The sequence below is a fragment of the Rhizobium sp. FG113 genome (assembly GCF_057809895.1).
On record NZ_JBMDKV010000003.1, the window covers coordinates 443,815 to 466,070 of the forward strand.

At 61.9% G+C, this 22,256-nt stretch carries 40 protein-coding genes; all 40 read left to right on the top strand.

What is annotated here, in order from left to right; translation table 11 throughout:
• Positions 1-35: 35 nt before the first annotated feature.
• Entirely contained in the window at positions 36-788 is a 753-nt protein-coding gene (locus ACODTZ_RS12430; RefSeq protein WP_489026041.1) for an AAA family ATPase, read from the top strand.
• A complete protein-coding gene (locus tag ACODTZ_RS12435; RefSeq protein WP_489026042.1) occupies positions 788-1,402 on the top strand; it encodes a hypothetical protein in 615 nt (204 codons plus the stop codon). Before ACODTZ_RS12430 ends, ACODTZ_RS12435 begins: the two co-directional genes overlap by 1 nt.
• Positions 1,399-1,812: a transcriptional regulator gene (locus tag ACODTZ_RS12440; protein WP_489026044.1), complete on the top strand. Its 414-nt coding sequence runs from the start codon at positions 1,399-1,401 to the stop codon at positions 1,810-1,812. Before ACODTZ_RS12435 ends, ACODTZ_RS12440 begins: the two co-directional genes overlap by 4 nt.
• Positions 1,809-2,138: a hypothetical protein gene (locus ACODTZ_RS12445; RefSeq protein WP_489026046.1), complete on the top strand. Its 330-nt coding sequence runs from the start codon at positions 1,809-1,811 to the stop codon at positions 2,136-2,138. The genes ACODTZ_RS12440 and ACODTZ_RS12445 overlap by 4 nt, the downstream gene beginning before the upstream one ends.
• Before the next feature lie 34 nt (positions 2,139-2,172).
• Complete coding sequence (locus tag ACODTZ_RS12450; RefSeq protein ID WP_489026048.1) at positions 2,173-2,826, top strand: DUF3164 family protein; 654 nt, start codon at positions 2,173-2,175, stop codon at positions 2,824-2,826.
• An 8-nt stretch (positions 2,827-2,834) separates the two neighbouring features.
• A complete protein-coding gene (locus ACODTZ_RS12455) occupies positions 2,835-2,987 on the top strand; it encodes a hypothetical protein (RefSeq protein WP_489026050.1) in 153 nt (50 codons plus the stop codon).
• Entirely contained in the window at positions 2,987-3,241 is a 255-nt protein-coding gene (locus ACODTZ_RS12460; protein ID WP_489026052.1) for a hypothetical protein, read from the top strand. Before ACODTZ_RS12455 ends, ACODTZ_RS12460 begins: the two co-directional genes overlap by 1 nt.
• A complete protein-coding gene (locus tag ACODTZ_RS12465) occupies positions 3,238-3,438 on the top strand; it encodes a hypothetical protein (RefSeq protein WP_489026054.1) in 201 nt (66 codons plus the stop codon). The genes ACODTZ_RS12460 and ACODTZ_RS12465 overlap by 4 nt, the downstream gene beginning before the upstream one ends.
• Positions 3,435-3,785, top strand: a complete 351-nt coding sequence (locus tag ACODTZ_RS12470) for a hypothetical protein (RefSeq protein ID WP_489026056.1) — start codon at positions 3,435-3,437, stop codon at positions 3,783-3,785. The genes ACODTZ_RS12465 and ACODTZ_RS12470 overlap by 4 nt, the downstream gene beginning before the upstream one ends.
• Entirely contained in the window at positions 3,782-4,552 is a 771-nt protein-coding gene (locus ACODTZ_RS12475; RefSeq protein ID WP_489026058.1) for a DUF551 domain-containing protein, read from the top strand. The genes ACODTZ_RS12470 and ACODTZ_RS12475 overlap by 4 nt, the downstream gene beginning before the upstream one ends.
• 156 nt (positions 4,553-4,708) lie before the next feature.
• Positions 4,709-4,966, top strand: a complete 258-nt coding sequence (locus ACODTZ_RS12480; protein ID WP_489026060.1) for a hypothetical protein — start codon at positions 4,709-4,711, stop codon at positions 4,964-4,966.
• On the top strand, positions 4,963-5,613 hold the full coding sequence (locus ACODTZ_RS12485; protein WP_489026062.1) for a gp16 family protein: 651 nt from the start codon (positions 4,963-4,965) through the stop codon (positions 5,611-5,613). Before ACODTZ_RS12480 ends, ACODTZ_RS12485 begins: the two co-directional genes overlap by 4 nt.
• Positions 5,610-5,867 (top strand): hypothetical protein, encoded by a 258-nt coding sequence (locus ACODTZ_RS12490; RefSeq protein WP_489026064.1) that lies wholly within the window; start codon positions 5,610-5,612, stop codon positions 5,865-5,867. Before ACODTZ_RS12485 ends, ACODTZ_RS12490 begins: the two co-directional genes overlap by 4 nt.
• Entirely contained in the window at positions 5,867-6,304 is a 438-nt protein-coding gene (locus tag ACODTZ_RS12495) for an ASCH domain-containing protein (RefSeq protein WP_489026066.1), read from the top strand. Before ACODTZ_RS12490 ends, ACODTZ_RS12495 begins: the two co-directional genes overlap by 1 nt.
• 213 nt (positions 6,305-6,517) lie before the next feature.
• A complete protein-coding gene (locus ACODTZ_RS12500) occupies positions 6,518-6,793 on the top strand; it encodes a hypothetical protein (protein WP_489026068.1) in 276 nt (91 codons plus the stop codon).
• Positions 6,786-7,163 (top strand): helix-turn-helix domain-containing protein, encoded by a 378-nt coding sequence (locus ACODTZ_RS12505; protein WP_489026070.1) that lies wholly within the window; start codon positions 6,786-6,788, stop codon positions 7,161-7,163. Before ACODTZ_RS12500 ends, ACODTZ_RS12505 begins: the two co-directional genes overlap by 8 nt.
• A 69-nt stretch (positions 7,164-7,232) precedes the next feature.
• On the top strand, positions 7,233-7,946 hold the full coding sequence (locus ACODTZ_RS12510) for a TIGR02594 family protein (RefSeq protein WP_489026072.1): 714 nt from the start codon (positions 7,233-7,235) through the stop codon (positions 7,944-7,946).
• Complete coding sequence (locus tag ACODTZ_RS12515; protein WP_489026074.1) at positions 7,936-8,235, top strand: NAD(P)+ transhydrogenase beta chain; 300 nt, start codon at positions 7,936-7,938, stop codon at positions 8,233-8,235. The genes ACODTZ_RS12510 and ACODTZ_RS12515 overlap by 11 nt, the downstream gene beginning before the upstream one ends.
• Positions 8,232-8,594 (top strand): hypothetical protein, encoded by a 363-nt coding sequence (locus tag ACODTZ_RS12520; RefSeq protein ID WP_489026076.1) that lies wholly within the window; start codon positions 8,232-8,234, stop codon positions 8,592-8,594. Before ACODTZ_RS12515 ends, ACODTZ_RS12520 begins: the two co-directional genes overlap by 4 nt.
• Before the next feature lie 13 nt (positions 8,595-8,607).
• On the top strand, positions 8,608-8,829 hold the full coding sequence (locus tag ACODTZ_RS12525) for a hypothetical protein (protein ID WP_489026078.1): 222 nt from the start codon (positions 8,608-8,610) through the stop codon (positions 8,827-8,829).
• A gap of 71 nt (positions 8,830-8,900) precedes the next feature.
• Positions 8,901-9,047 carry a TraR/DksA C4-type zinc finger protein gene (locus ACODTZ_RS12530; protein ID WP_489026228.1) on the top strand — a complete coding sequence of 49 codons (147 nt, stop codon included), beginning with the start codon at positions 8,901-8,903 and terminating at the stop codon, positions 9,045-9,047.
• Positions 9,044-9,388: a DUF2730 family protein gene (locus ACODTZ_RS12535; RefSeq protein ID WP_489026080.1), complete on the top strand. Its 345-nt coding sequence runs from the start codon at positions 9,044-9,046 to the stop codon at positions 9,386-9,388. The genes ACODTZ_RS12530 and ACODTZ_RS12535 overlap by 4 nt, the downstream gene beginning before the upstream one ends.
• A gap of 11 nt (positions 9,389-9,399) precedes the next feature.
• Complete coding sequence (locus ACODTZ_RS12540) at positions 9,400-9,699, top strand: VpaChn25_0724 family phage protein (protein ID WP_489026082.1); 300 nt, start codon at positions 9,400-9,402, stop codon at positions 9,697-9,699.
• Position 9,700: 1 nt separating this feature from the next.
• Positions 9,701-10,282, top strand: a complete 582-nt coding sequence (locus ACODTZ_RS12545) for a DUF3486 family protein (protein WP_489026084.1) — start codon at positions 9,701-9,703, stop codon at positions 10,280-10,282.
• Positions 10,279-11,943, top strand: a complete 1,665-nt coding sequence (locus ACODTZ_RS12550) for a hypothetical protein (protein ID WP_489026086.1) — start codon at positions 10,279-10,281, stop codon at positions 11,941-11,943. Before ACODTZ_RS12545 ends, ACODTZ_RS12550 begins: the two co-directional genes overlap by 4 nt.
• A complete protein-coding gene (locus ACODTZ_RS12555; RefSeq protein ID WP_489026088.1) occupies positions 11,944-13,425 on the top strand; it encodes a DUF935 domain-containing protein in 1,482 nt (493 codons plus the stop codon).
• On the top strand, positions 13,418-14,620 hold the full coding sequence (locus ACODTZ_RS12560; RefSeq protein WP_489026090.1) for a PBECR2 nuclease fold domain-containing protein: 1,203 nt from the start codon (positions 13,418-13,420) through the stop codon (positions 14,618-14,620). The genes ACODTZ_RS12555 and ACODTZ_RS12560 overlap by 8 nt, the downstream gene beginning before the upstream one ends.
• Positions 14,620-15,135: a phage virion morphogenesis protein gene (locus ACODTZ_RS12565; protein ID WP_489026092.1), complete on the top strand. Its 516-nt coding sequence runs from the start codon at positions 14,620-14,622 to the stop codon at positions 15,133-15,135. The genes ACODTZ_RS12560 and ACODTZ_RS12565 overlap by 1 nt, the downstream gene beginning before the upstream one ends.
• Positions 15,136-15,335: 200 nt before the next feature.
• Positions 15,336-16,454 (top strand): peptidase, encoded by a 1,119-nt coding sequence (locus ACODTZ_RS12570; protein WP_489026094.1) that lies wholly within the window; start codon positions 15,336-15,338, stop codon positions 16,452-16,454.
• A 10-nt stretch (positions 16,455-16,464) separates the two neighbouring features.
• The gene (locus tag ACODTZ_RS12575; RefSeq protein WP_489026096.1) at positions 16,465-16,839 is read left to right on the top strand and encodes a hypothetical protein; all 375 of its coding nucleotides are present in this window, start codon (positions 16,465-16,467) and stop codon (positions 16,837-16,839) included.
• Positions 16,840-16,865: 26 nt separating this feature from the next.
• Entirely contained in the window at positions 16,866-17,801 is a 936-nt protein-coding gene (locus ACODTZ_RS12580) for a major capsid protein (protein WP_489026098.1), read from the top strand.
• A 120-nt stretch (positions 17,802-17,921) separates the two neighbouring features.
• Positions 17,922-18,242, top strand: a complete 321-nt coding sequence (locus tag ACODTZ_RS12585) for a hypothetical protein (protein ID WP_489026100.1) — start codon at positions 17,922-17,924, stop codon at positions 18,240-18,242.
• A 106-nt stretch (positions 18,243-18,348) separates the two neighbouring features.
• A complete protein-coding gene (locus tag ACODTZ_RS12590) occupies positions 18,349-19,011 on the top strand; it encodes a hypothetical protein (RefSeq protein WP_489026102.1) in 663 nt (220 codons plus the stop codon).
• Entirely contained in the window at positions 19,008-19,238 is a 231-nt protein-coding gene (locus tag ACODTZ_RS12595) for a hypothetical protein (RefSeq protein WP_489026103.1), read from the top strand. Before ACODTZ_RS12590 ends, ACODTZ_RS12595 begins: the two co-directional genes overlap by 4 nt.
• A 3-nt stretch (positions 19,239-19,241) precedes the next feature.
• Positions 19,242-19,673 carry a gp436 family protein gene (locus tag ACODTZ_RS12600; protein ID WP_489026105.1) on the top strand — a complete coding sequence of 144 codons (432 nt, stop codon included), beginning with the start codon at positions 19,242-19,244 and terminating at the stop codon, positions 19,671-19,673.
• The gene (locus ACODTZ_RS12605; protein WP_489026107.1) at positions 19,664-20,089 is read left to right on the top strand and encodes a phage tail terminator protein; all 426 of its coding nucleotides are present in this window, start codon (positions 19,664-19,666) and stop codon (positions 20,087-20,089) included. Before ACODTZ_RS12600 ends, ACODTZ_RS12605 begins: the two co-directional genes overlap by 10 nt.
• Before the next feature lie 2 nt (positions 20,090-20,091).
• A complete protein-coding gene (locus ACODTZ_RS12610) occupies positions 20,092-20,274 on the top strand; it encodes a hypothetical protein (RefSeq protein WP_489026109.1) in 183 nt (60 codons plus the stop codon).
• Positions 20,275-20,276: 2 nt separating this feature from the next.
• Positions 20,277-21,206 (top strand): phage tail tube protein, encoded by a 930-nt coding sequence (locus tag ACODTZ_RS12615; protein WP_489026112.1) that lies wholly within the window; start codon positions 20,277-20,279, stop codon positions 21,204-21,206.
• A gap of 41 nt (positions 21,207-21,247) precedes the next feature.
• Complete coding sequence (locus tag ACODTZ_RS12620; RefSeq protein ID WP_489026114.1) at positions 21,248-21,661, top strand: hypothetical protein; 414 nt, start codon at positions 21,248-21,250, stop codon at positions 21,659-21,661.
• 146 nt (positions 21,662-21,807) lie between these two features.
• Positions 21,808-22,029: a DUF1799 domain-containing protein gene (locus tag ACODTZ_RS12625; RefSeq protein WP_489026116.1), complete on the top strand. Its 222-nt coding sequence runs from the start codon at positions 21,808-21,810 to the stop codon at positions 22,027-22,029.
• Positions 22,030-22,256: the final 227 nt, after the last annotated feature.

The following is a 22,256-nucleotide window of genomic DNA, read 5'->3' on the forward strand; positions in this document are numbered from 1 at the left end:
GGGCACTGGAAAAAGTCAACATCACGAGGTGAATCATGAATGCAAGAGCACAGGGTGTCAACACCGGTTTCGGCTCGGTGGCCCCGCTCAAGAACGTCGTCGCGGCCTATACCGTGGCGCTGGAGATCATCAACCGACCTGAAGGTGTCGATGGTCTCGGCCTGTTTTACGGCCACTCAGGGTATGGGAAGAGCCGCGCCAGCATGTTCATTCAGAACAAGTGCAACGCGCTCTATCTCGAAGTCTTCGACTATTGGAGCCGGAAGACTTTCTGCGAAATGCTGCTCGGCGAACTCGGCGTCGAAAAGCCTAAAGGCACCATCGCGGCGATGATGCAACAGGCTCTTCGTCTCCTGCAGGACGATCCGAACCGCCTCCTGATTATCGACGAGGCTGACAAACTGGTCGACAAGGGAATGATCGAGCTGGTGCGTGACATCTACAAGGGTGCCCGCATTCCGGTCCTTCTCGTCGGCGAAGAGAAGCTTCCGCAAAAGCTGGAAGCTTACGAGCGCTGCCAGAACCGCGTCAGTTCTTTCGGCATGGCTCAGCCGTCCGACATCGACGATGCCCGAGCGCTCGCGAAGATCTATCACCCATGGATGACGGTCCAGGATGACCTCCTGGCGGCGATCGTCGACAAGACCAAGGGGACGGCATCGCGCATCGTTACCACGCTTGCGGCGGTCGCCCAGTCCGCCAAGGCCCAAGGCACGGATACCGTCAGCCTTCAGACGTATAACGGCTCGATCTTCACCGGTCAGGCTCCTCGTCGGGGAGTACGCTGATGCCGTTTGTTCTCAAGCTCGAGGTGGCCGGTGCAAAGCCGGTTCGCCACGGAAGCGAATGGTTCTGGAGCGTCATGCTCGACAAGACCGCCAATGGCGAGACAGTCACGTTCGACGAGGTCGACAATGCCGGCGATCCCTATCAGGAAGGCGCACTGCGCACCTTCTTCAACAAGATGATCAAGGGCGGCTACATCGAGCGGATCGAAGGGCGGCCAATACGTTACCGGCTCCTCAAGCGTCAGCGCGATTGCCCGATCATCGCGCGCAACGGCGATCTCAGCAACGTCGGCGCCGGCCGTCAGAACATGTGGAACGCCATGCGCCGGGCTCACGGCGGTTTCACCATCGCGGATCTCGCCGTCGCGGCCAGCACTGATGATGTCCAGGTGAGCCTCGCCAACGCCAAGAAGTATGTGGCGAAGCTCCATCGAGCTGGCCTCCTCCGCGTGGTCCGCGAGGGCAAGCCGGGTAAATCCTGGCATGTCTTCATGCTCCTGGGGAGCGCCAACACCGGACCAAAAGCACCGCGGATCCATAACGCCAACCTTGTCTACGACCAGAACAAGGGTGTGATCATCGGCTCGGTCATCGCAGAGGAGGATCGCACGTGAACCGTGGACCTCAGGCAGGCCGCCCGGCCGTCGATCACAAGGCAAAGGCTATTGCTGCATGGGGAGACGCCCCGGATTGGGTCGTCGTGCTCGCCGAGGCTTGCATGCTTTCGAGCCAGAGCGCTGTCGCCAAGCAGCTGGATTATTCAGCTGCCACCGTCAGCCAGGTGCTTTCGAATTCGTATCGCGGCGACCTCAGCCGCGTGCGGGAAATGGTTCGCGGCGCTCTGATGGCTGAAACCATCGTGTGCCCGATCCTCGGAGAGATTGCCCGCAACGTCTGCCTCGAATGGCAGGCCAAGCCGGCCGTCGTCACGTCATCGCTGCGGGCGCAGATGTATCGCGCCTGCCGCACCCAATGCCCTCACAGCCGAATTTCCATCGCTCAACCGTCAGGAGAGATTGAATGACCCGTAATGGTACCGAACTGCACTACGTATCCGATCGCCTTCGCAAGATGCGCCGCTGGCTCGCCGATAACCGTCACGGCGGCGTCGTCCTCACCGACGAGGCACTGGAAGGTGTCATCCAGGAAGTCGATGGCATCCTGCAGCACTCGCTCGATCTGGAGAGCGCCCTTAGCGCCGACGAATGGAACCGCCGCGCGGCCGCCGATCGGGCGCAGCTGCTGACCCCCGGCACAGTCGTCATCCTCGAAGCCATGCGCCCGAACAGCAACGTCGTCGCGTTCCCAGCCCGCACGCCATCGCCGTTCGACGGCGGCAGCGCCGCTTAATCCCGCTTTGAACACTCTTTGAAAGGCCAGTGAAATGGACTCTGTCATCATCGCCGACGGCGCAAAACCCGGCACCATTGAAGTCAACGGCAACACCTTCATGATCAACGCCAAGGGCGGCTACGATCCGGTGTCCGTCGTCAAGCCTCAGCATAAGCTCGAGGACGAGACCGTCCGCAGCATCTTCGGTTTTGCCGAAAGCCTCAGCGCGCAGATCGGCCGGTTCAAGGGCCACACGGCCGCCGACCTGCTCGCCCTGGATGAGCTCCTCGCCGAGAAATACAGCACGAAGATCGGCGGCAAGAAGGGCAACCGCACATATTCGACCTATGACGGCTTGCTGCAGATCAAGCTGCAGGTCTCCGATCAGATCACCTTCGGCCCGGAGCTGCAGATCGCCAAGTCGCTGATCGACACCTGCCTCGTCGAGTGGGCCGCTGACAGCCGCGAGGAGATCCAGTCGATCATTATGCGCGCTTTCAACACCGACAAGGAAGGTCAGGTGAACCGCTCGGACGTGTTCATGCTGCTGAAGCTCGATATCAAGGATGAGCGCTGGCTGAAGGCGATGGAGGCGATCCGCGATTCTATCCGCGTGACAGGTTCGAAAGAGTACGTCCGGTTCTATCGTCGACGTAGCCAGCAGGACGATTTCGAGCCTGTCACCATCGACATCGCCAAGGCTTGAGGTGACCCATGAAGGATTACGTTGAAATTCTGCTGCTGGTCCCTTCCGCGATTTCTGTAGGTGCCGCCGCCTACCTTGCTTACCAGGGCAAGAATGGCTGGGGCTGGTTCCTGTTCGTCGGCCTTCTCCTCGCCGGTGCCGTTCTGAAGGGAGATGCGTGATGGATCAGCTCACTCAAGCCCGTGTCGGCAAGCTGGAAGCGCTCACGCGTTGCCCTGCTTGCGGCGCATCCCGTGAAGGCTCGTCGAGCCGAAACGGCTCCAAGACTGTCAGCTTTGCGTGCGGTTCTCAGTTCTCGACTGAGATCGGCCGCGCGATCGAGCCGACCACCGTTTGCCCGGCCCCATCCAACATCGCAGCCGAGCAGCTGAATGAGGACGTTACCCACGCCCTCATCAAGGCAGGTGCGGCATGAGAAAGAATACATCATGGACCGCCGCTGACTATGAACGCGTGATGATCGATGCCTACCGTCAGGAAGGTTTCGACGTCGTTGCACACGACGGCATGTCCTTCGCCCGCGTCACGGCGGAAGACGAAGCCGGCACCATCGTCATGACCGAGATCAACGTCAGCCGCATTGCTGGCGAAATGGCGAGGGCACTTTCATGAGCGCGCCTATTCCTGCACTCGGCTACCCAAGCCGTACCGCCGCAGCATTGGCGCTAAAGGGGCAAGGCATCGGCAATGCCGAGATCGCCAACCGTTTGGGCATCGACCGGAAGAAGGTCCATGGGTTGCTCAGCTCAGCCGATGCAATCCAGCGTGACCGTGGCGAACGTCGAAACCAGACGGCGGCTCCTGTCGCCGTTCATTTCGAGTACCGCCAGAAGCTCCGCGCAGCAGCTGCAGCGCGGCAGCTCACTGTTGATGCCCTCATGTGCCTGCTGATCGAGCGCATCGCCGACGATGGGCTTGCTGACGCCATTCTCGACGACGCGGGAGTTCAATACAAATGAGCAATCCAAATTGCGTAGCCTGTGGCGGCGACGGCCGTATTGGTCCCTTCTTCACCGGCGGATTTTCGGCGGTGTGTGCCAACTGCCAAGGACCAGCACCGACGACACTTCAAGCCGCATCGTTCCAGGACCGTGTGCAGCCGTGGATGATGGAATGCTTCGGCGAAATGATCGCAGGCGATCGATTGGAGCGAAACCACCGCTTCCTCGAAGAGGCTCTTGAACTCGTCCAATCGACCGGCTGCACCGCCGACGAGGCTTACCAGCTCGTCGATTACGTCTTCGGCCGAGCAATTGGCGAACCTGCCCAGGAAGTCGGCGGCGTCATGGTGACGCTCGCCGCTCTCTGCCTCGCAAACGAACTCGACATGCACGAAGCGGCGGAAACAGAGCTGTCGCGTGTCTGGACGAAGGTCGAGCAAATCCGCGCCAAACAGGCGTCAAAACCGAAGCATTCACCATTGCCGCAGGTGGTTATTCCATCACAGGGCGGCTGGCTTCCGATCGAGACGGCTCCCAGAGATGGCACGCCGCTTATCGCAATTCGTCCGAAATGCACCCTCGGTCGATGGGAGAGAGTGCTGGTCGTCCAGTGGGGCGCGGAGCAGAACGCCTTCGTTTGGGCAGATTATTTCGACGTCGTCCATGACGACCTGAACGAGACCGACGAGCGCGGTTTCGTTTTCGATCTCTACGAGAGCAATGATTTCACCCACTGGATGCCGCTTCCAGCTGCTCCAGCTTCGGAGGCCGCCGTCGATGGCTAAGAAATCCAGCAAGTCGGTTTCGATACGCGTTCATAAAAACGGCTCCATGACGCTCCGTTCCACAGGTGGCGTCGATCTCCGGAAGGTGGTTCCGCACCTTGTCAATACGGAGGAACCGCAGGCCGAGAACCCACCGTCCAAAGAGAAGGATGCGTAATGACTGGCATCTACTTCCAAGATCCTTGCCGCCTGAAATCCTACAGCGCTGCTACGAAGGCCGGCAAAACCGTGATCCGCGTCGAGATCGAGAGCACCGATCATAGCGAGGCTGGATATCTCCTTGACGACCTCGAGCGGATCCTGAAGGCGCAGAAGGAGGCGGCTCGCCCAAAAAAGGAAACCAAGGTCAAGACCGCACCTCTCGCGCTGCCCGCTCCTCCGCTTCAGCTGACATACAGGGGAGAAGGCGAATGAAGAACTCGATCGCCTTGATCCACGTCGCCAAAAAGCAGCTCGGCCTGGACGACGAAACATACCGCGCCAAGCTGCAGGTGATCACCGGAAAGACGTCTACCAAGTTGATGTCGGATGCCGAGCGCCGCAAGGTGCTGAAGGTCTTCGAGAGCGACGGCTTCAAGCCTGAGCGCGCTGCGCGCCGGGCCGACGGTCGCCTGAAGCTGACTGGCAAATATGCCGGCAAGCTGCAGGCCTTGTGGATCTCGGCCTGGAACCTCGGCATCGTCCAGAACCGCGACGATGCTGCCCTGGTCAAGTTCGTCGAACGGCAAACCGGCCTCGAGCACGTCCGTTTCCTCAAGTTCGCGGCCGACGCCCGCCGTGCAGTCGAAGCACTGAAGGCATGGATCGCACGCCAGGGCGGTGTCGATTGGTCCGACAGTGAGATCATTCCGGACTATGCACGCGCCGATGGTTTCAAGGTTGCCTGGGCCCAATGGCTGAAGCTCGGCGGCAATCCGCATGCGAACAGCGTGCGGGAGTTCCATCAGCTTGTGCTGCAGCTCACCGACGCGGCTGTCGCGGTCTGCGACACGAAAGACTGGCAGGTTGTCATGAACGAGCTCGGCCGGCGGATCCGCACCGGTGGAAAGGATGCTGCGTGATCGACCTCGATAGCCAGCACCCCAATGTCGTCGGTCTGATCCGCGACAACGTCCTGCGAACCTCGCCAGCGCCGATCCTGCTCGACCAGGGCGGCCACGTCATGCGTCGGTTCGGCATGTCTTATCGCCATGATGATAGGTTCTGGGCCTTCAGCATTTGGGCGTATGGGTGGCGGGACGCCGAGGCGCGCCTCGCTGCCATGCGGACCGGTCTGAGGGTCGACGGCGTCATCGTCGCGGAGGGAGACCTCTGATGGTGGCTTACGGCTTCAAGAAATTCTTCTCGCCGCAGATCGAAGACGGCACCAAGCGCCAGACCGTTCGCGCCGATCGCGGCCGCCATGTTCGTCCTGGCGAGGCCATCCAGCTTTACGAGGGCATGCGGACGAAGCACTGCCGGCGCATCATCGCCGATCAGGTCTGCATCGCAATCGTTCCGGTCCGGATCCGGCTGAACGAGCTCCTCAACGAGATCATCGCCTCGATCGAGGTGGATGGCATCATCCTTCACCGCGACGCGATCGAGGAGTTCGCCTGCCTTGACGGATTTCATCCGGACCGGCTGCAGGTGAAGCTGAAAGGGCGTGTTGCCAAGACAGCCAGGGAAAACATGGGGCTTTTTTGGCGCGCCAATCATCCAGGCGTCGACCTCTTCGACGGCCGACTGATCCTTTGGAAGCCTGAGGGCTGAACATGAAAACCGCTCCGGCCGATACAGCATTGCCGCTTTTCGACTGGCCGGAGCGAAACGACGTTGCCGCGCTCGAGGAGCAGCGGCGCGACCTGAAAGCCCGGATCGATCGCATGCGGCCGCGATCGGAACGACGGATCGAACTGGAGGCGCACCTCCGGGATCTGACGACGAAACAACTTCGCCTGATTGGCAGGCTCCGAGGGAAACGACATGGGTAAGAAGCGCCGCAACAACTGGAAAGTCAGCATCTCTCTGCCGGAGCTCGAGAAGCTTGCGCCGCGTCTTCTAGCTGGTTTTGGGCTCGACGTGCCGAGCGATCGTATGACGATCACCAGCTCTTCTGGCGTCTGGCAGAAGGCTGACGGCACGATGACCGCCCGTCTTGTCTACCGCTCGATCGACAAGGATGGCCAGTTCTCGAAGATCTACACCTTGCGGAACATCGTCATTTACCGAGGCCAGCGGCCGGAGGGTGTTCATGGCTGAAAAAGTACCGGCTCACCTTTCCGCCTATGTGTCCGTGCTCGGTGAAGATCTGGCAATCCAGTTCTTCCTGGAGTTCGGCGGCGCGCAGATCTATCTCTCCGATCGGCCTCAGCCCGGCGGCGGTCCCGCGCAGCTGATTGGCGTCGACAACGTAAAGGCTCTTGCCAGCAAGCTCGGCTCCGGTCATATCTTTCGTGTTCCGCTTGCCAAAGAGTGGACCGCCAGCCGTCTGTTTGCGAAAGGCTGGAAAATTCAGGCTATAGCGCGTGAGCTGCGCGCGACGGACGTAACGGTCCGCAAGTGGCTGAAGCCGCGCAACGAGCGCCAGCTTACCCTCTTCGACCATCTCAAGGCTTTCGATAGCAAGTAGTTGCCAAGGGATAATCCCTTGGCGATCGACCATTCTCAGCATCGGGCAAATCACTGATGTTGGGTCAAAATGGATTTCGATAAGTGGCTGGTCGAGCGTCTGAAGGCGCTCGGCTTTTATAAACTGAATGACGTCAATCCGCGCGCGGTAACAGAAGCTTTGAAGGCCTTTCAAAAGGCCGTTAATCTCGATCAGACAGGCACCGCCAACGATGCCACGGTCCACGAGCTTCGCAAGAACCCCGGCGGCGAAGGTTCCTCCCAGTTCACCCTTGGTCCCGCCAAGCCGCTCGATCCGATCTGGATGCGAGAGGCGCGCCGTTTCATGGGCGTGCAGGAAATCCCCGGCCCGAAATCCAATCAGGTAATTCTCGGCTGGGCAAAGGCGCTGGGTGGCTGGGTTTCCAACTTCTACACCAACGACGATACGCCCTGGTGCGGCCTGTTCATGGCGCATTGCGTCGGCGTAACGCTGCCGACTGAGCGCATTCCGACCAATCCGCTGTCGGCACTTGCCTGGGCGGATTTCGGCATTGATGCCGCGCCGGCGATCGGAGCGATCCTCGTCTTCAAGCGCCCAGGTGGCGGCCACGTCGGCCTTTATGCCGGCGAGAACAAGGACAGCTACGTTGTCCTGGGCGGCAACCAGGGCAACAGCGTCAAGCTATCGAATGTCGAGAAATCCCGTTGCGTAGCGATCCGCTGGCCGAGGACGGGCGGCGCGCAGGTCGGCGGCCGCGTCAGCGCCACCGCCTCCGGAGGCCTGTCTCACAATGAAGCCTGAACATCCAAAACCCGGCTATTCCACATCTCGTCAGCAGATGTGGTTCGCCTTCTGGCTGGCTTGGGCTGTCATCCTCTCGATCGTCGCCGGCGGCCTTATGGGCAAAGAGAAGGCCGTCGATCTCGCCTCGATCGTGGTCCCGAGCATGGTCGTGCTGATCGGATCGATGCTCGGCATTCACCGGTTTTCAGGGGCGATGGACTTCCGCTCCGCCGCCCTGGCAGCTTCGCGCCCTCCAGCCTCCTATGACGCTCGCGCGGATCCTGCCGATCAGGGAGAGGTGCAATGACGGCCCGGATCGCGAAGCTCGTGGTGGTCATCATCGTTGCGGCGGTCCTCGTGATCGCCGCGCTCTACGTCGACTACCTCCGAACGGCAAAGGTCGACAGCATGATCACTGCAGCCGTCCAGCTGAAGGCGGACGAGCGAGACGCCTACTGGATTGGCAAGATCGAGAAGGCCAACGCCGAAATCAACAAGAAGGCCGCAGATCAGGCGACCACCGTCCTCAAAATTCAGGCTGATGTCGCGGAGAAGAACTTCGCCGACCAGCAAACTCTAGCCGACCTGAAGGTGAAGAATGCGCATTTGGCGAACGCTGACAGTTGTGGCCTTAGCGGCGACCGCGTCGGCTTGCTCCCGCACTGACGGGCCGCCCGAGGTGACGCCGATCGCGCCGCGACCGACCATCCAGGTGCCGCCCGAGGCCCGCAAGCCGTGCGAGACCTCACCGAAGCCTGCCGTCGACCCGGTCACCAACCGAGCCGACGAAGCTGCCGTGTTCAACATGGCGTCGTCGGACCGGACGGAAATTGTATCGTGCGATCGGCGGCGCGCTGCCGCCGTCGCCGCGATCGACGCTGCCAACGGGGTTACACCTTGAACGGTAACGATAGGAACTTCGATCTTGCCGAGGAATTGGCAGAAAAGGAGCGACAGGCGGCAATCACCCGCGTGCGCCTGGCATTGGCACATGAGGGTCGATTCGACTGTCAGGACTGCCCACATGAAATCGAGCCTGCGCGGCGTGAGGCTATGTCCTCTGCCATTAGGTGCATTGCCTGTCAGACGGCATACGAACTGAAGAAGAGAAACCGATGAACTTCGACGTTAGAGATGCCGGCACAATTATCGCCCTGATCTTGTCCTCCCTCAATCTGCTCGTGGTCATCAAGTCCATGCTGTCAGCCGGTGAGAAGAAGCTCGATGAGCGCCAGACGAAGGCCGAGTCCAAGCTCGTCGAGTACGATCGGCGCATCCAGTCGCTTGAGGGCGAGCTGAAGCACCTGCCGGATAAGTCTACCGCCCATCGCCTGGAACTGGCGATGGAGCGCATTACCGGCCGGCTGGACACGCTCAATGAAAAGCTGAAGCCGATCGAAGCCACCAACGAACGACTGAACGAACTGCTGATTGAACAGGCACAGACGAGCAAGAGATGATGGAAATTGCCATGGACTACATGAAAATCATGCGCGAGGAAGCCCGCCTCATCATCCTGAAGGCGCTTGGCGAACAGACCAACGAGAGCCTCAACAGCAGCATGCTGGAGCCCGTACTGGCGCGGTTCGCCATCTACCAGGAACGGCCGTGGATCCATGGCGAGATGGAGTATCTGCGCAACATGGGCGCGATCTCCGTCGTCGAGGCCGGCTCCGTCAAGATCGGCACGCTGACCAACCTCGGCCGCCGTCACCTCGATCGTCATGTTCACATCGAGGGCGTGAAGCGCCCGTCCCGGGCGGGAGAATGACATGGGTCGCGGCAGGCTTTCAGGTATAGAGCTGCTCCCTGAGGAGTGCGCGGAGATCGTGGCCTGGGCCGCACGCGAACTGCAGGACCGTGAGCGGACACAGACTGACATTTACTCTGAGTTCTACGGCAAGATGGAAGCGCTGCAGCGCGAGTACCACGGCGAGCTCGACTTCACGATTCCCAGCCGAACGGCGTTCAACCGCTTCAGCCTTAAGCTTGCCACGCTCTCCAGCCGCCTCAACCAGACGCGGGAGATCGCGGCGACGATCGCTGAGAAGTTCGATGCCCAGGCGTCCGACAACCTCACGCTTATTGCGGCCGAGGCGATCAAGACGCTCATCTTCGAACTGCTGACCAATGCCGGTGAAGCCGGGCTCGATCCCAAGGGCGCGAAGGCACTTGCCGACGCACTGCGATCGGCGTCGCAGGCCCAGGGCGTATCGCTGGCAACGCGCCAAAAGGTCGAGAAGGAATTCAATGAGAAGGCCGCCCAGGCCATCGACACCGTCGCCAAGGCCAAGGGCCTGACGAAGAAAACGGTCGCCGAGATCAAGGCGGAGATCCTTGGAGTGGCAGCATGAGCCTTCGCGTCAACCCAACCGATATCGACACCGCCGAGCTCGTCACCGAGGAAGATTGGGCACGCCACCGCCGCGCCATGCTGATGGAGCTGCCCGTCGAACTGGACGGAAAGTCGCTGCCCGACGTTCTGCTCACCCACCAAAAGCAGCTCCTGCAGGCGACGGCTGCTCACCGCCTCGTCGTTACCGACAAGAGCCGCCGCGTTGGCGCGACTTGGGGCGTCGGCGCTGACGCCGTCCTGACCGCTGGCCTTGCCCGCACCGAAGGCGGCATGGACGTGCTCTATCTCGGGTATAATCTCGACATGGCGCGCGAGTTCATCGACACCTGCGGCATGTGGGCGCGTGCCTTCATGCCGGCATGTTCGGAGGTGCAGGAATTCTTGTTCATCGAGCAGGGCGAAAAAGGTGCTGACCACGCCATCAAGGCGTTTCGCATCACCTTCGCCAGCGGCTTCGAGATTTGCGCTTTGTCTTCCAAGCCTCGATCGCTGCGCGGTCGCCAGGGCTTCGTCATCTTCGACGAGTATGCGTTCCACGATGATCCGGCCGAACTGCTGAAGGCGGCAATGGCGCTGCTGATCTGGGGCGGCAAGGTTCTGGTGATTTCGACGCACAACGGCGTCGATAATCCGTTCAACGAGCTCATCCAGGAGATCCGCGCCGGCAAGCGTCCAGGCGCGGTCGTGCGCGTGACCTTCGACGACGCTCTTGAATACGGGCTCTATCAGCGTGTCTGTCTGAAGACCGGACAGGAATGGTCGGCTGAAGCCGAGGCGACATGGCGCGCCGGCATCTACAAGTCCTATGGCTCCGGCGCTGATGAGGAATTGCGCTGCATTCCCTCGCAGGGCAGCGGAGCCTATCTTGCCCGCACGCTGATCCAGGCGCGCATGCATGCCGAGATCCCGGTCATCCGCTGGAAGGCTCCTCCCGGCTTCGTCGACTGGCCGCAGGAGCTGCGTGACGCCGAGATCAAGGCATTCTGCGAGGAGCAGCTGAAGCCGCACCTGAACAAGCTCGACCCGCACTGGCGGTCGTGCTTTGGCCAGGACTTTGGCCGATCGGGCGACTTGTCGGTAATCCACCCGCTGCAGGTCCGTCCGAACCTGTCGTTGTCGACGCCGTTCGTGCTTGAGCTCCGCGACGTGCCGTTCGAGAGCCAGAAGCAGATTGCCGTTTACATGCGCCAGCATATGCCGCGCTTCTTCCATGCCGCATTCGACGCCAGCGGCAACGGCGCGTATCTGGCGGAGGCCTGCCGGCAGGCCTTCGGCGCATCCATGGTCAGCGAAATCAAGCTGTCGACCGGCTGGTACCTGCTCAACATGCCGAAGCTGAAGGCGGCATTCGAGGACGGCACCTTCGAGTTGCCGCTCGATGACGACATCATGAACGACTATCGCGCGATCGTCATGACCAAGGGCGTCGCCAAGATCCCGGATGATGCCCGCTCCGATGGCGCTGATGGTTTCCCGCGCCACGGTGATAGCGCCATTGCCGGCGCGCTCGCCGTCTTCGCCAGCGAGCAGAAGGCCGGGGAAGTCGGCTCCGGCACGACCGGCACTGAGCGAGTGACTGCCGCAGCTCTCGACGATTTTGCTGGCGACTTCGGTTCTGCCGAGGTTCGCGCCGACCTCTTTGCCTTCACGGGGATGTAAATGACCGCGCCTGTTCTTCTTCCGGAAATCGCCACCGCTGCGACCGATCCCTACGTTCCGAGCTTCCAGCTTGTCCTGCCGCCGACCGACGAGACATTGCGTCTGCGCGGCGCTGGCAAGGGCTTCGCGCTCTACGACGAGATCCGCAAGGATCCGCATGCCTTCGCGATCCTTCAAAAGCGCAAGCTTGAGGTGACCTCGCGCGAGTGGAGCGTCACGCCAGCCTCGGAGAGCCGTCTCGACAAGAAGGCCGCGGCTGAAGTCGAACGCCAGCTGAAGGCGCTCAACTTCGACCGGCTGACTGGCGGCCTCATGGGCGCGGTGCTCAAGGGATTCGCAGTCGCCGAGATCGTTTGGACCAATATCGGCGGCACCTGGACGGCCGTCCGCGTGCCCGTGAAGAAGCAGCGCCGGTTCCGATTCAACATGGCGGGCGAGCTCCGCGTGCTCACTCGGTCGAACACGCTCGATGGCCAGGGCGTTCCCGACAGGAAATTTATCGTCCACCGTCATTCGATCGATGATGACGATGACGATCCCTATGGCGTCGGCCTCGGCTCGGTCCTCTATTGGCCCGCCTGGTTCAAGCGCCAGGCGCTCGCCCACTGGCTTCGAGGCACGGAAAAGCATGCCACGCCGACGACGCACGCCACCTACGAGGGCGGTTACGATCAGGCCAAGGAAGCGCAGATCCTCAGCAGCCTTCGCCGTCTGTCCAACGATACCGGCATTGCGACGCCAGAGTCTGTCAAGGTCGAATTGCTTGAGGCTGCGCGCGGCGGCGGCGGGGATCTTTACGAGACGCTGAACCGCTACCTCGACGAACTGATGAGCGAGGCCGTGCTCGGCGAGACGTTGTCAACGAACTCCGGCGAGCGCGGCGCACGATCGCTGGGCGAGATCCATAACGAGGTGCGTATCGCCATTGCCAAGGCCGATTCCGATCTCGTCAGCGCCACCATCCGTGACACCCTGGTCCGGTGGATCGTCGAACTTAATTTCCCCGGCGCTGGCATTCCTGATGTCTGGCGTGACTTCTCCGAGGCCGAGGATCTCGATGCGCGCTCCGATCGCGACAAGAAGATCTTCGACATGGGCTACGAGCCGAAGGACGTCAGCTACATCAACGAGACCTATGGCGGCGAATGGGTAAAGAAGGCGGTCGCGACGCAGATCGGCAGCAAGCCCGGCGAGAGCATCGCCGCAAACCTCGATTTTGCGGACAATCCGATCACGACCAGGCGCAACGGTGACGTCGTCGCCGAGCAGCTCGCAGATCAGCTCGAGGTCGCCGGCGGCCCGGCGATCGACGGCATGATCGAGGCGATCCGTACCGAGTTCACCGAAGCGACGTCCTATGACGATCTGATCGTGCGTCTCGCGCGCCTCTCGTCGGAGATGGGCATCAACGATCTCGCCTCCATCATGGAGCAAGGCGTCACGCTCGGTCGGCTTGAAGGGATCGTGAGCGTCAATGGCTGATGGCGTCCAGTTCCAGGAGGCGATCGACTTCCTGAAGGCGAAAACGAACCTGCCGACGCGGCGCTGGGATGACCTGCGCCATGGTGCGCATGCTCACGCCTTCTCGGTTGCCGGCGTCACCCGCGAGGACATGCTGGCGGATTTTCGGGCGGCGATCGAGAAGGCTCGCGTCGAAGGCACTGGTTTCAAGGAGTTTCAAAGCGACTTTAACGCCATCGTCGATCGCACCGGTTGGAAGTTCTACTCCCGAGGCGGCGACGAGGAAGAGCGCCGCGCTTGGCGCGCCCGCATCATCTACACGACCAACATGCGCACCAGCTACATGGCCGGCCGCTATGCCCAGATGATGGATCCCGATGTCCTGAAGTATCGGCCATATTGGGAATACATTCACTCCGGCGCGCTCCACCCGCGCAAACAGCACCTCGCCTGGAACGGCCTTGTCCTGGCGGCGACCGACCCGGCGTGGCGCATCATGTTCCCGCCCAATGGCTGGGGGTGCGGTTGCGACGTCCAGGCGCTGTCCGCGCGCGAGCTGCGTGCGCTTGGGAAGAGCGGACCGGATCAAGCCCCCGATCTCGGCGCCTATCAGTCGACCGACCCGCGCACCGGTGAGCCGGAGACGCGCTATCCCGGCATCGATCGCGGCTGGGAGTACAATGTCGGCGAGGAATGGCTCGACGGCATGGTGCCGCCGCAACTGAGCAAACCGCTGCCAGCGGTGAAGCCCGCTCAGGTGACCGCGTCGCAGCCCATGCCGAAGCCGACACCCGTTGAAGCGGCCGAGCTGCTGAGCGACGACCTGCCAGCACCGGCCTATTCGAAGGCATTCCTCGACACCTTCGACCTGAAGAACGATCGCGGCATCTATCGCGATCGGGCGGGCGGCATCCTTACCCTCGCGCCGGCGCTCTTCCACCAGGACGTCGCGTCGACCGATCAGCGGTTCGCGGCTCTGCTGGCGACGGCCGTCACCAAGCCAGACGAGATCTGGGCCGATTGGGTTTCGACGTTGTCGGGCATGATCCTCCGCCGGGCCTATCTCCGCAACGTCCGCCTCCCGAACGGTCAGGTCGTGCTGCTACGCGTCGACTGGTCGAAGGCGGGTTGGTTCTGGCAGGTCGATGCCGATCGCCTGGACGCCAGCTTGAACGCTCTTCGCCAGGGCGCGCTTCTCTACCGGAGGAAAGACTGATGGCAGGCGCGACACTCACACTGGATTCCACCGAGATCAATGACGCCCTGGCGGCGTTAATCGAGGCGGCCGACGACATCACACCGGCTCTGAAGAACATCGGTGAGTACGAGGCCAGCTCGTCCAGGCGGCGCTTCATCGGCAAGCAGGATCCAGCCGGCAACCCGTGGCGCGACCTCAACCCGCTCTATGCCCAGACCAAGAAGGGGCCGGGTATCCTCGTCGGCGAGACGCGGTCACTGTCGCAGATCATCTGGCAGCTTGCCGATGGCAACGGCGTCGAGATCGGCACGAACCTGATCTATGCCCGCATTCACAACGAAGGCGGCACGATTGTTCCGAAGACTGCAAGCGCTCTTGTATTTTCGATGGGCGGTCGCACATTCCGTCTGAAGAAGGTCACGATACCGAAGCGCCAGTTCCTCGGTTTCAGCCAAGCCGACGAGCGCGAAATCCTCGGCATCATCACCGACCACTTCGTCGAGGCGGTTGGCGAAAATGCGATATCGAAATAAACGGCCATAGAACGCCGTCTGGCGCTTTTGGTGCGGCGATGATAGCTTGGAAGTCATCAAGCGCGTCTAAGGGGCTTTGAAACCGCTTTAACGGCGAAGTCATCCCCGCCTTGCTCCCCCACTTTGCATTCCGACTGCCAAAGACACTCGCAATTGGTTGTCAATGTTTCGGATGATGCGGTTCCGGCATCCTCCGGACCATGAAACCGTTCGAGATTTTCCGCACCGGCAAGCACACGTCCGCCCAGGGCGTCGCAGTCGCTTTCGCCGACACTGACCTTTCCGCTATCGCGGCCGGATACAATCCGTCCGTCTATGAAGCCCCGATCGTTGTCGGGCACCCGAAGCAGGATGCGCCGGCCTATGGCTGGATCAAGAGCCTGTCGGTTCGTGACGGCCGTCTGGTCGCCGAGCCGAAGGACATCGACGCGGCCTTCTCCGATCTCGTCAAGGACGGCAAGTTCAAGGCGCGCTCAGCCGCGTTCTACGCTCCCGACAGCGCCAACAACCCGACGCCCGGCGCGTATCATCTCCGCCATGTCGGTTTCCTCGGTGCTGAGCCGCCGGCCGTCAAGGGCCTGAAGGCCGTCGAGTTCGGCGACGCGGAAGGCGGTCTCGTCTTCGCGGATCTGGAATTCGCCGACTGGAAGCAGGTGTGGATGCTGGAAAGCGTCACCCGCATGTTCCGCAACCTTCGTGACTACTTCATCGAGACGAAGGACATCGAGACGGCTGAGAAGATCGTGCCGCAGTGGAACATCGACGACCTCACTCAGAGCGTCGCCGATCTGCGGGCGCAAAACACGGTCGAGCTGACCGGCTCGGCCTTTTCCGAAAAGAAGGACGACACCATGACGACGCAGACCACGGCGGCCGATATTGCCGCGCGCCTTGCCGAGCTTGAGGCCCGTGAACAGGCGGTCGCTGACCGCGAAACCACTTTCTCCGAGTCCGAGCGCAAGACCCGCGCCACCGCCGATGCTGCTTTCGTCGACCAGATCGTCAAGGCCGGTCGTCTGCCGATCGGGCTGCAGGAAACGGCGACGCTCCTGTTTTCCGACCTGTCGGACGCCAGCGAGCTGACCTTCTCTGAAGGTGGCGAGGAGGTCCGCAAGACCTCGCGCGCGGCATTCCGGGATCTCCTCGAGAAGCTGCCGATCCCTGTCGTTACTGACGAGGTGGCCACCGGCGACGGTCCGGACTTCTCCGATCCGCAGCATGTCGCCGTCGCCATCGTCTCCGAAATCAAGGAGGCGGCAGCCAAGGGCGAGCAGCTCAACCCCGCCACGGCCGCCATGCGCCTTCAAAACCGCCGTTAAAGGAACCAGCATGAATTCGTTCATCAAGAATTTCGTCGCCTCGGGCGCGGTCTCGCACCGCCGCCTCGTGGCATTCACGGCCACGGACGGCACGCTCGTCCAGGCATCGGGCGCGGCCAACGAGCGGCTTGCTGGCGTGGTCGATTGCCCTGGCGGCGTTGCCAACGGCGAGCGCTTCGACGTGGTCCTGTTCGGCCCGGCCGACGTGGAGTGCGGCGGCAACATCCTGCCCGGCCAGTTCATCGTCTCTGATGCGCAGGGCCGTGCCGTGGCTGGTGCGCCGGCTGCAGGCGCGAACGCCTCTGTTGCCGGCCGCCTGCTGATCAACGCTGCCTCCGGCGATGTCGCCAAGGCCCTCGTAAACCCCTCGCAGATCCAGGGCTAATCCCCGGTCAATAGGAGAGATAACGCATGTCGGGTACGCCCTTCCCAATCAATCCGGTCCTGACCGGCATTCTGATCGCCTACAAAAATGGCGATTACATTGCCGATCAGGTTCTGCCGATCCTTCCGCCAGACCTCAACTCTGAGAAGTTCACGTGGTGGCTGTTCGACTTCGCTCAGCAGATCTCGCTGCCTGACACCAAGGTCGGCAGAAAGTCCGAGCCGAACCAGGTTGAATTCAACGCGATCGAGAAAAACGATCGAACCGATGACTACGGCCTCGACGACGTGGTGCCGAATTCCGACATCGCAAACGCCGTGGGCACCGGCTTCGACCCACTCGCGACGGCTGCGCAGCGACTCTACGATCTGACCCTCCTCGACCGCGAGAAGCGCGTTGCCGACAAGGTTCACAACGCTGCGACCTATCCTGCAGCCAACAAGGTCGTCGTTGCTGCCGGTTCGAAGTGGAATGCCGACGACAGCAAGCCGATCAATCAGATCGCGGCTGCGGCCGACACTATGATCATGCGCCCGAATGTTGCTGTCCTCGGCCAGTCGGCTTGGACGGCCCTTCGCACCAACGCTTCGGTCCTGCGCGCTCTGACGCCGTCCGGCGCCGGTGATGGTATGGCAAACAAGCGCGCAGTCGCGGATCTGCTCGAACTCGACGAAATTCTGGTCGGTTCCTCTTGGCTGAATTCCGCCAAGCCCGGTCAAGCGCCTGTGCGCTTGCGCCTCTGGGGCAATCATTGCTCGCTCATTCGCCGCGACAAGCTCGCCGGCAGCGACGGCAAGCAGGCGACGTTCGGCTGGACCGCCCGTTTCGGCACGCCAGTCTCCGGCACGCTTCCGGAGCCGAAGATCGGTCTTCGCGGCAGCGAGCGCGTTCGCGCCGGCATGAGCGTCAAGGAAGTCATCGCGGCTCCTGACCTCGGCTACTTCTTCCAGGACGTCATCTAAGGTCACGCGTGGTGACGCCTTGAAGGCCCGGCGGGAACTCCAGCCGTCGGGATCGAACCCGCCGGCGGCGGCAAACCCCACCGCCGCCGGCACCAGCACCACACTCACAGGGAATTTCGAATGCGCTCATTTCGAATTTGCATCATCGGCGCGCTGTCATTCATCGGCAGCATCTTCCTTCTTCACATGCCGAGCTCCGCCACGCCGATGCCGGCCGAGCTCCGCTTCAACGTCATCGACCACATGGAGGCCTCGCTCGAGGCGACCAAGGCCATGATGGCCGTCGTCGTCGCGCCGGCGGATCTCGCCCTCGTCGCAGAGATCCACAATCCGGGCGGCCACCTGATTTATGCGGCCACCGCTTCTCCGCTGAAGCCGGAATATGCCGAGAGCTATCAGACCCACGGTCTCATCTTCCTGAAGCCGCCGCTGCGCTGCTGATGGACGATGGCAATGCCTCCGGTCGGGTCATCTCTCTCCCCGACCGGCGGTGTTTGGACAAGGGCCGGGTGCGCCGGCCTTTCTTCAAAAACCGAAGGAACTTGTGATGGCAACGAAGAAGACCAAGACCACCACTGCCGAGCTTATGGCCGGCACCGCGACGGCGACGTCTGGCACCGAGATCGTCACGACGGATTCGAACGAGGGCTCCACAGGCGTCGTGACGGCTGCGCCTGTCTTCATGGCGGGCGCAACGTCCTCCCAGGACCCCGCTTCAGCCACGGGCGAGGAGCAGCCCGGCGGCACCAATTCGCAGGGCAACGACCTGCAGACGACGAATACCCAGGGCGATGATGCAGATGCCACCGGCAAGGTTAGCGAGCCGGAAAACCCTGAGCCAGCGCTGACCGTTAACGAGGCGGCAGCAAACCCGGAAGCGGAGGCATCGGTTTCCGGGATCCTCTCGAGTGGCGAGCTGTTCCTGTCGTCGGGCGTTATGTCGACCGAGGGTGTGACGTTCGACGGGGTCTTGTTCTCGCGGGAGGAAATTGCCGAAATCTTCGCCAAGGCCTTGAAGGATGCTGTCGCCGCGCGCCAGCCGATCGACAACGAGCTCAGAAGCTTCGAGCTGCTGAAGGGCGTCATCCTGCACAACAAGATCGTCGATAGCGAGATCATCGAGATCACGCGCGCGGAACACACCGCCCTGGCCGAACAGGGTGCCGTGTTTCCAGACTGGGATACTGACGCGCTGGAGACCGATCGATGACGGCCGCCGAGCAGGCAACGCTGGATGGCCTGTCCGTGCAGCTTAATGTCGAGATGCTGACGACGTTGCAGACCTACGAGCGACTGCTGACCGTCATCCTCGGTGAGATCGCCGGAGCTGACGGCATCGACAAGCGCCTGATCGCGATGGCTCGCACGCAGATCGAGTTCGGCTTCATGGCCGCCGAGCGTGCCGTCCGCAACGCAAGCGCCGTCCAGAAAGGCTGAGCCATGCCGTACGCCACGCTTCAGGATCTGATCGAGCGCGCCGGTTCGGATGAAATCATCCAGGTCGCCGATCGCGACGATGACGGCACGCCGGATCCCGACGTTGTCGAGGCGGCTCTCGCCGGCGCTGACAGCGCCATCAACGGCTATCTGGCCGTCGCCTACGCGATCCCGCTGGCATCGGTCCCGGATCTCGTCCGCACCTGGGCGACTTCGATCGCCCGCTACACGCTCCACCGCCAGGGCGCTCCTGACTACGTCGTCCGCGACTGGAAGGACGCAATGTCGTCGCTGAAGGACGTGGCAGCCGGTCGCTTGAAGCTATACCCGGCCGGCGTAGACGAGCCGCAGCCGACCGCATCGAATGCCGACCGGATCGGCGTCACCGGTCCCGATCCCGTCTTTTCGGCTGAGAAGTTGGAGGGATGGCTTTGATCAACGAGGTGATCGCCCGCCTGAAGACCGCAGCGACGGCAGTGGCAGACGTCAGGCCGGCCGAGGAACTGGAGGCCGTCTCCAAGGGCACGGCACCGAAGCACGGCACGGTCTTTGTCGTTCCCTACCGCGAACAGGCCGAACCCAACGAGTTCGGCTCCGGCGCTTTCCGGCAGCTCGTCGCGGTGCAGCTTCTCGTCGTCATCGTCATCCGCCGCCACGACGACAACCAGGGCGGCAAGCGGGTCGCGGACTTCGACGGCCTGAAGGCCTCGGTCGAAGGCGCGCTGGCTGGCTGGTCGGTATCGCCGGAGGACGGACTCTTCGAACTGGTGTCCGGACAGGGCACAGCACTTGGCAACGGCGTCACCGTCTACGTCCAGACGTGGCAGACCAGCCGCTACTTGGAGGCATGAGCTTGGACAACACCGAAGGAAAAGGCGGCTCCTACACCCGCCAACCAGACGGCTCGCTGAAGCTGAACCAGCGCACCGAACACCCGGAGACGGTCTTCGCCGTGGCCGATGACAACGCACCGTCCGAACTGGTCGAGCAAGCTGATGAAGCGCCGGTCGGTGGCAAGGGCAAAGGAACCAAGTAACGATGGCTAAGCGCTATTTCCGCAACCGCGCACTCCTGTTGAAGACCGAAACCGCGTACGGGACCGACGCAACTCCCACCGGAGCTGCGAACGCGGTCCTCGCCACGAACGTCGAATTCAATCCCTCGGTCGGCGAGGAAGTTTCGCGAGACCTGGTCGTACCCTACATGGGCCACCAGGGCGTGATCCTGGTCGGCAACTATGCGACCATTTCCTTCGACATCGAGATCGCGGGCTCTGGCGTAGCAGGGACCGCTCCGGCCTTCGGACCCGCTCTTCGTGCATGCGGCATGGCTGAGGTCATCACCGTCGGTACCGACGTGAAGTACACGCCGATATCCTCTCAGCAGGAAGCGGCGTCGATCTACTTCAACGTCGATGGCGTCAACCACGTCATGCTTGGATCGCGTGGCACCGTGAAGGCGTCCCTGACACCGAAGCAGATCCCGCGTCTTTCTTACACGATGACGGGCTTGCTCGGCATCATTTCGGATATTCCGATTCCGGCGGTCACGCTAACCGCGTTCAAGAAGCCCGTGCCGGTGAACAAGGCGAATTCGACCTTCTCGCTCTTCGGCCTCACTGGCGCGTGCGAGGGCTTCTCGTTCGACCTGGGCAACCAGATCGAGCCGCGTTTCCTGATCGGCTCCGAGAGCATCGAGCAGGTAGACCGTATCATGACGGGCAGCGCCACCATGGAGGCCGTTCTCCTCGCGACGAAGGACTGGTTCTCCATCTCCTCGCAGCACCAGACCGGCGCACTTGCCCTTCAGCACGGCACAATCGCCGGCAACATCTTCAAGCTCGACGCGCCGGCCGTCCAGATTGGGCGCGTCGCTTACGGCGAGACCCAGAAGATCGTCAACAACACCATTCCTTTGATGTTCACGACGGTGGCCGGAAACGACGAGTTTTCCATCACCGTGAAGTGACCTCGAAGGCGCTTGTAACCCGCTTTAAAGAAGAGAGAGACATGTTCAAACTTGTGAAGAACCTGACGTGCTGGTGGCCGGTGAAGGTGGTCGAGCCTAATCCGGACGCTCCGGGCAAGATGACCGAATATGAGTTCGAGGTGGAATTCGAGATCATCGACCGGCAGGAAGCCAAGCGCTTCGATGAGATGCGCGCCACAGCGCTTGCTGCCGCCGAGAAGGATCAGTCACCCGCGACCCTGAAATCGACGGAAGCCGAACTCGAAAGCATCAATCTTTCGTCCTTCCGCCGGGTGGTTCGCAACTGGCGCGGCGTCATCGATGAGGCTGACAAGCCGATCGTCTTCACCGAAGAAAACTTCGTTGAAGCCATGAAGCACGATCGCATCCGTGCCGGCCTCAACCGCGCCTATCAGGAGGCGATCAGCCAGGATAAGGCCCGCCTGGGAAACTGAAGGAAGCGGCCGTCGCCTGGGCTAACAACCACCTCGGCCGCTCCGATCGTACCAAGCCCGCTCCAATCGACGACGACGCTCGTGGGCAATTCCGGCAGATGGGCGTCGTCATACAAGCTGAAGCAAGCGCAGACGAGGACGACCTCTTGCCCATCATCGCATCCAATTGGCCGTCGCTCAAAGCCTTCCTCGCTTGCGATACGCAGTGGCGTGTCGTGGCTACATTGGCTGGCCTGATCTGGATCGGGCTCGATTACACCGCGTGTCAGGTCGTCCTTCAGCATCGCAACGCCGACGCGGGCGTCTTTGACGATCTCCGCGTCATCGAGCAGGCCGCCATGGTCGTGCTGAACTCTGGTGACAACTGATGGCGAACGCACTTAGACTTTCGATCGGCGTCAATATCGATGCCGCTGGCGCAAAGGCTGGCGGCGCGTCGGCACAGCAAGCCGTCGCCGCGATCGGCGCCGAGGCCGAACGCACAACGACCAAGCTCCAGTCGCTTATCAATGCCTCGGTGGGGCTGAATACCGGCGCTGCCAACAGCAATGCCCGCGAGTGGACCGGCGCGCTTGCCGCCCAGGGCAAGTCACTC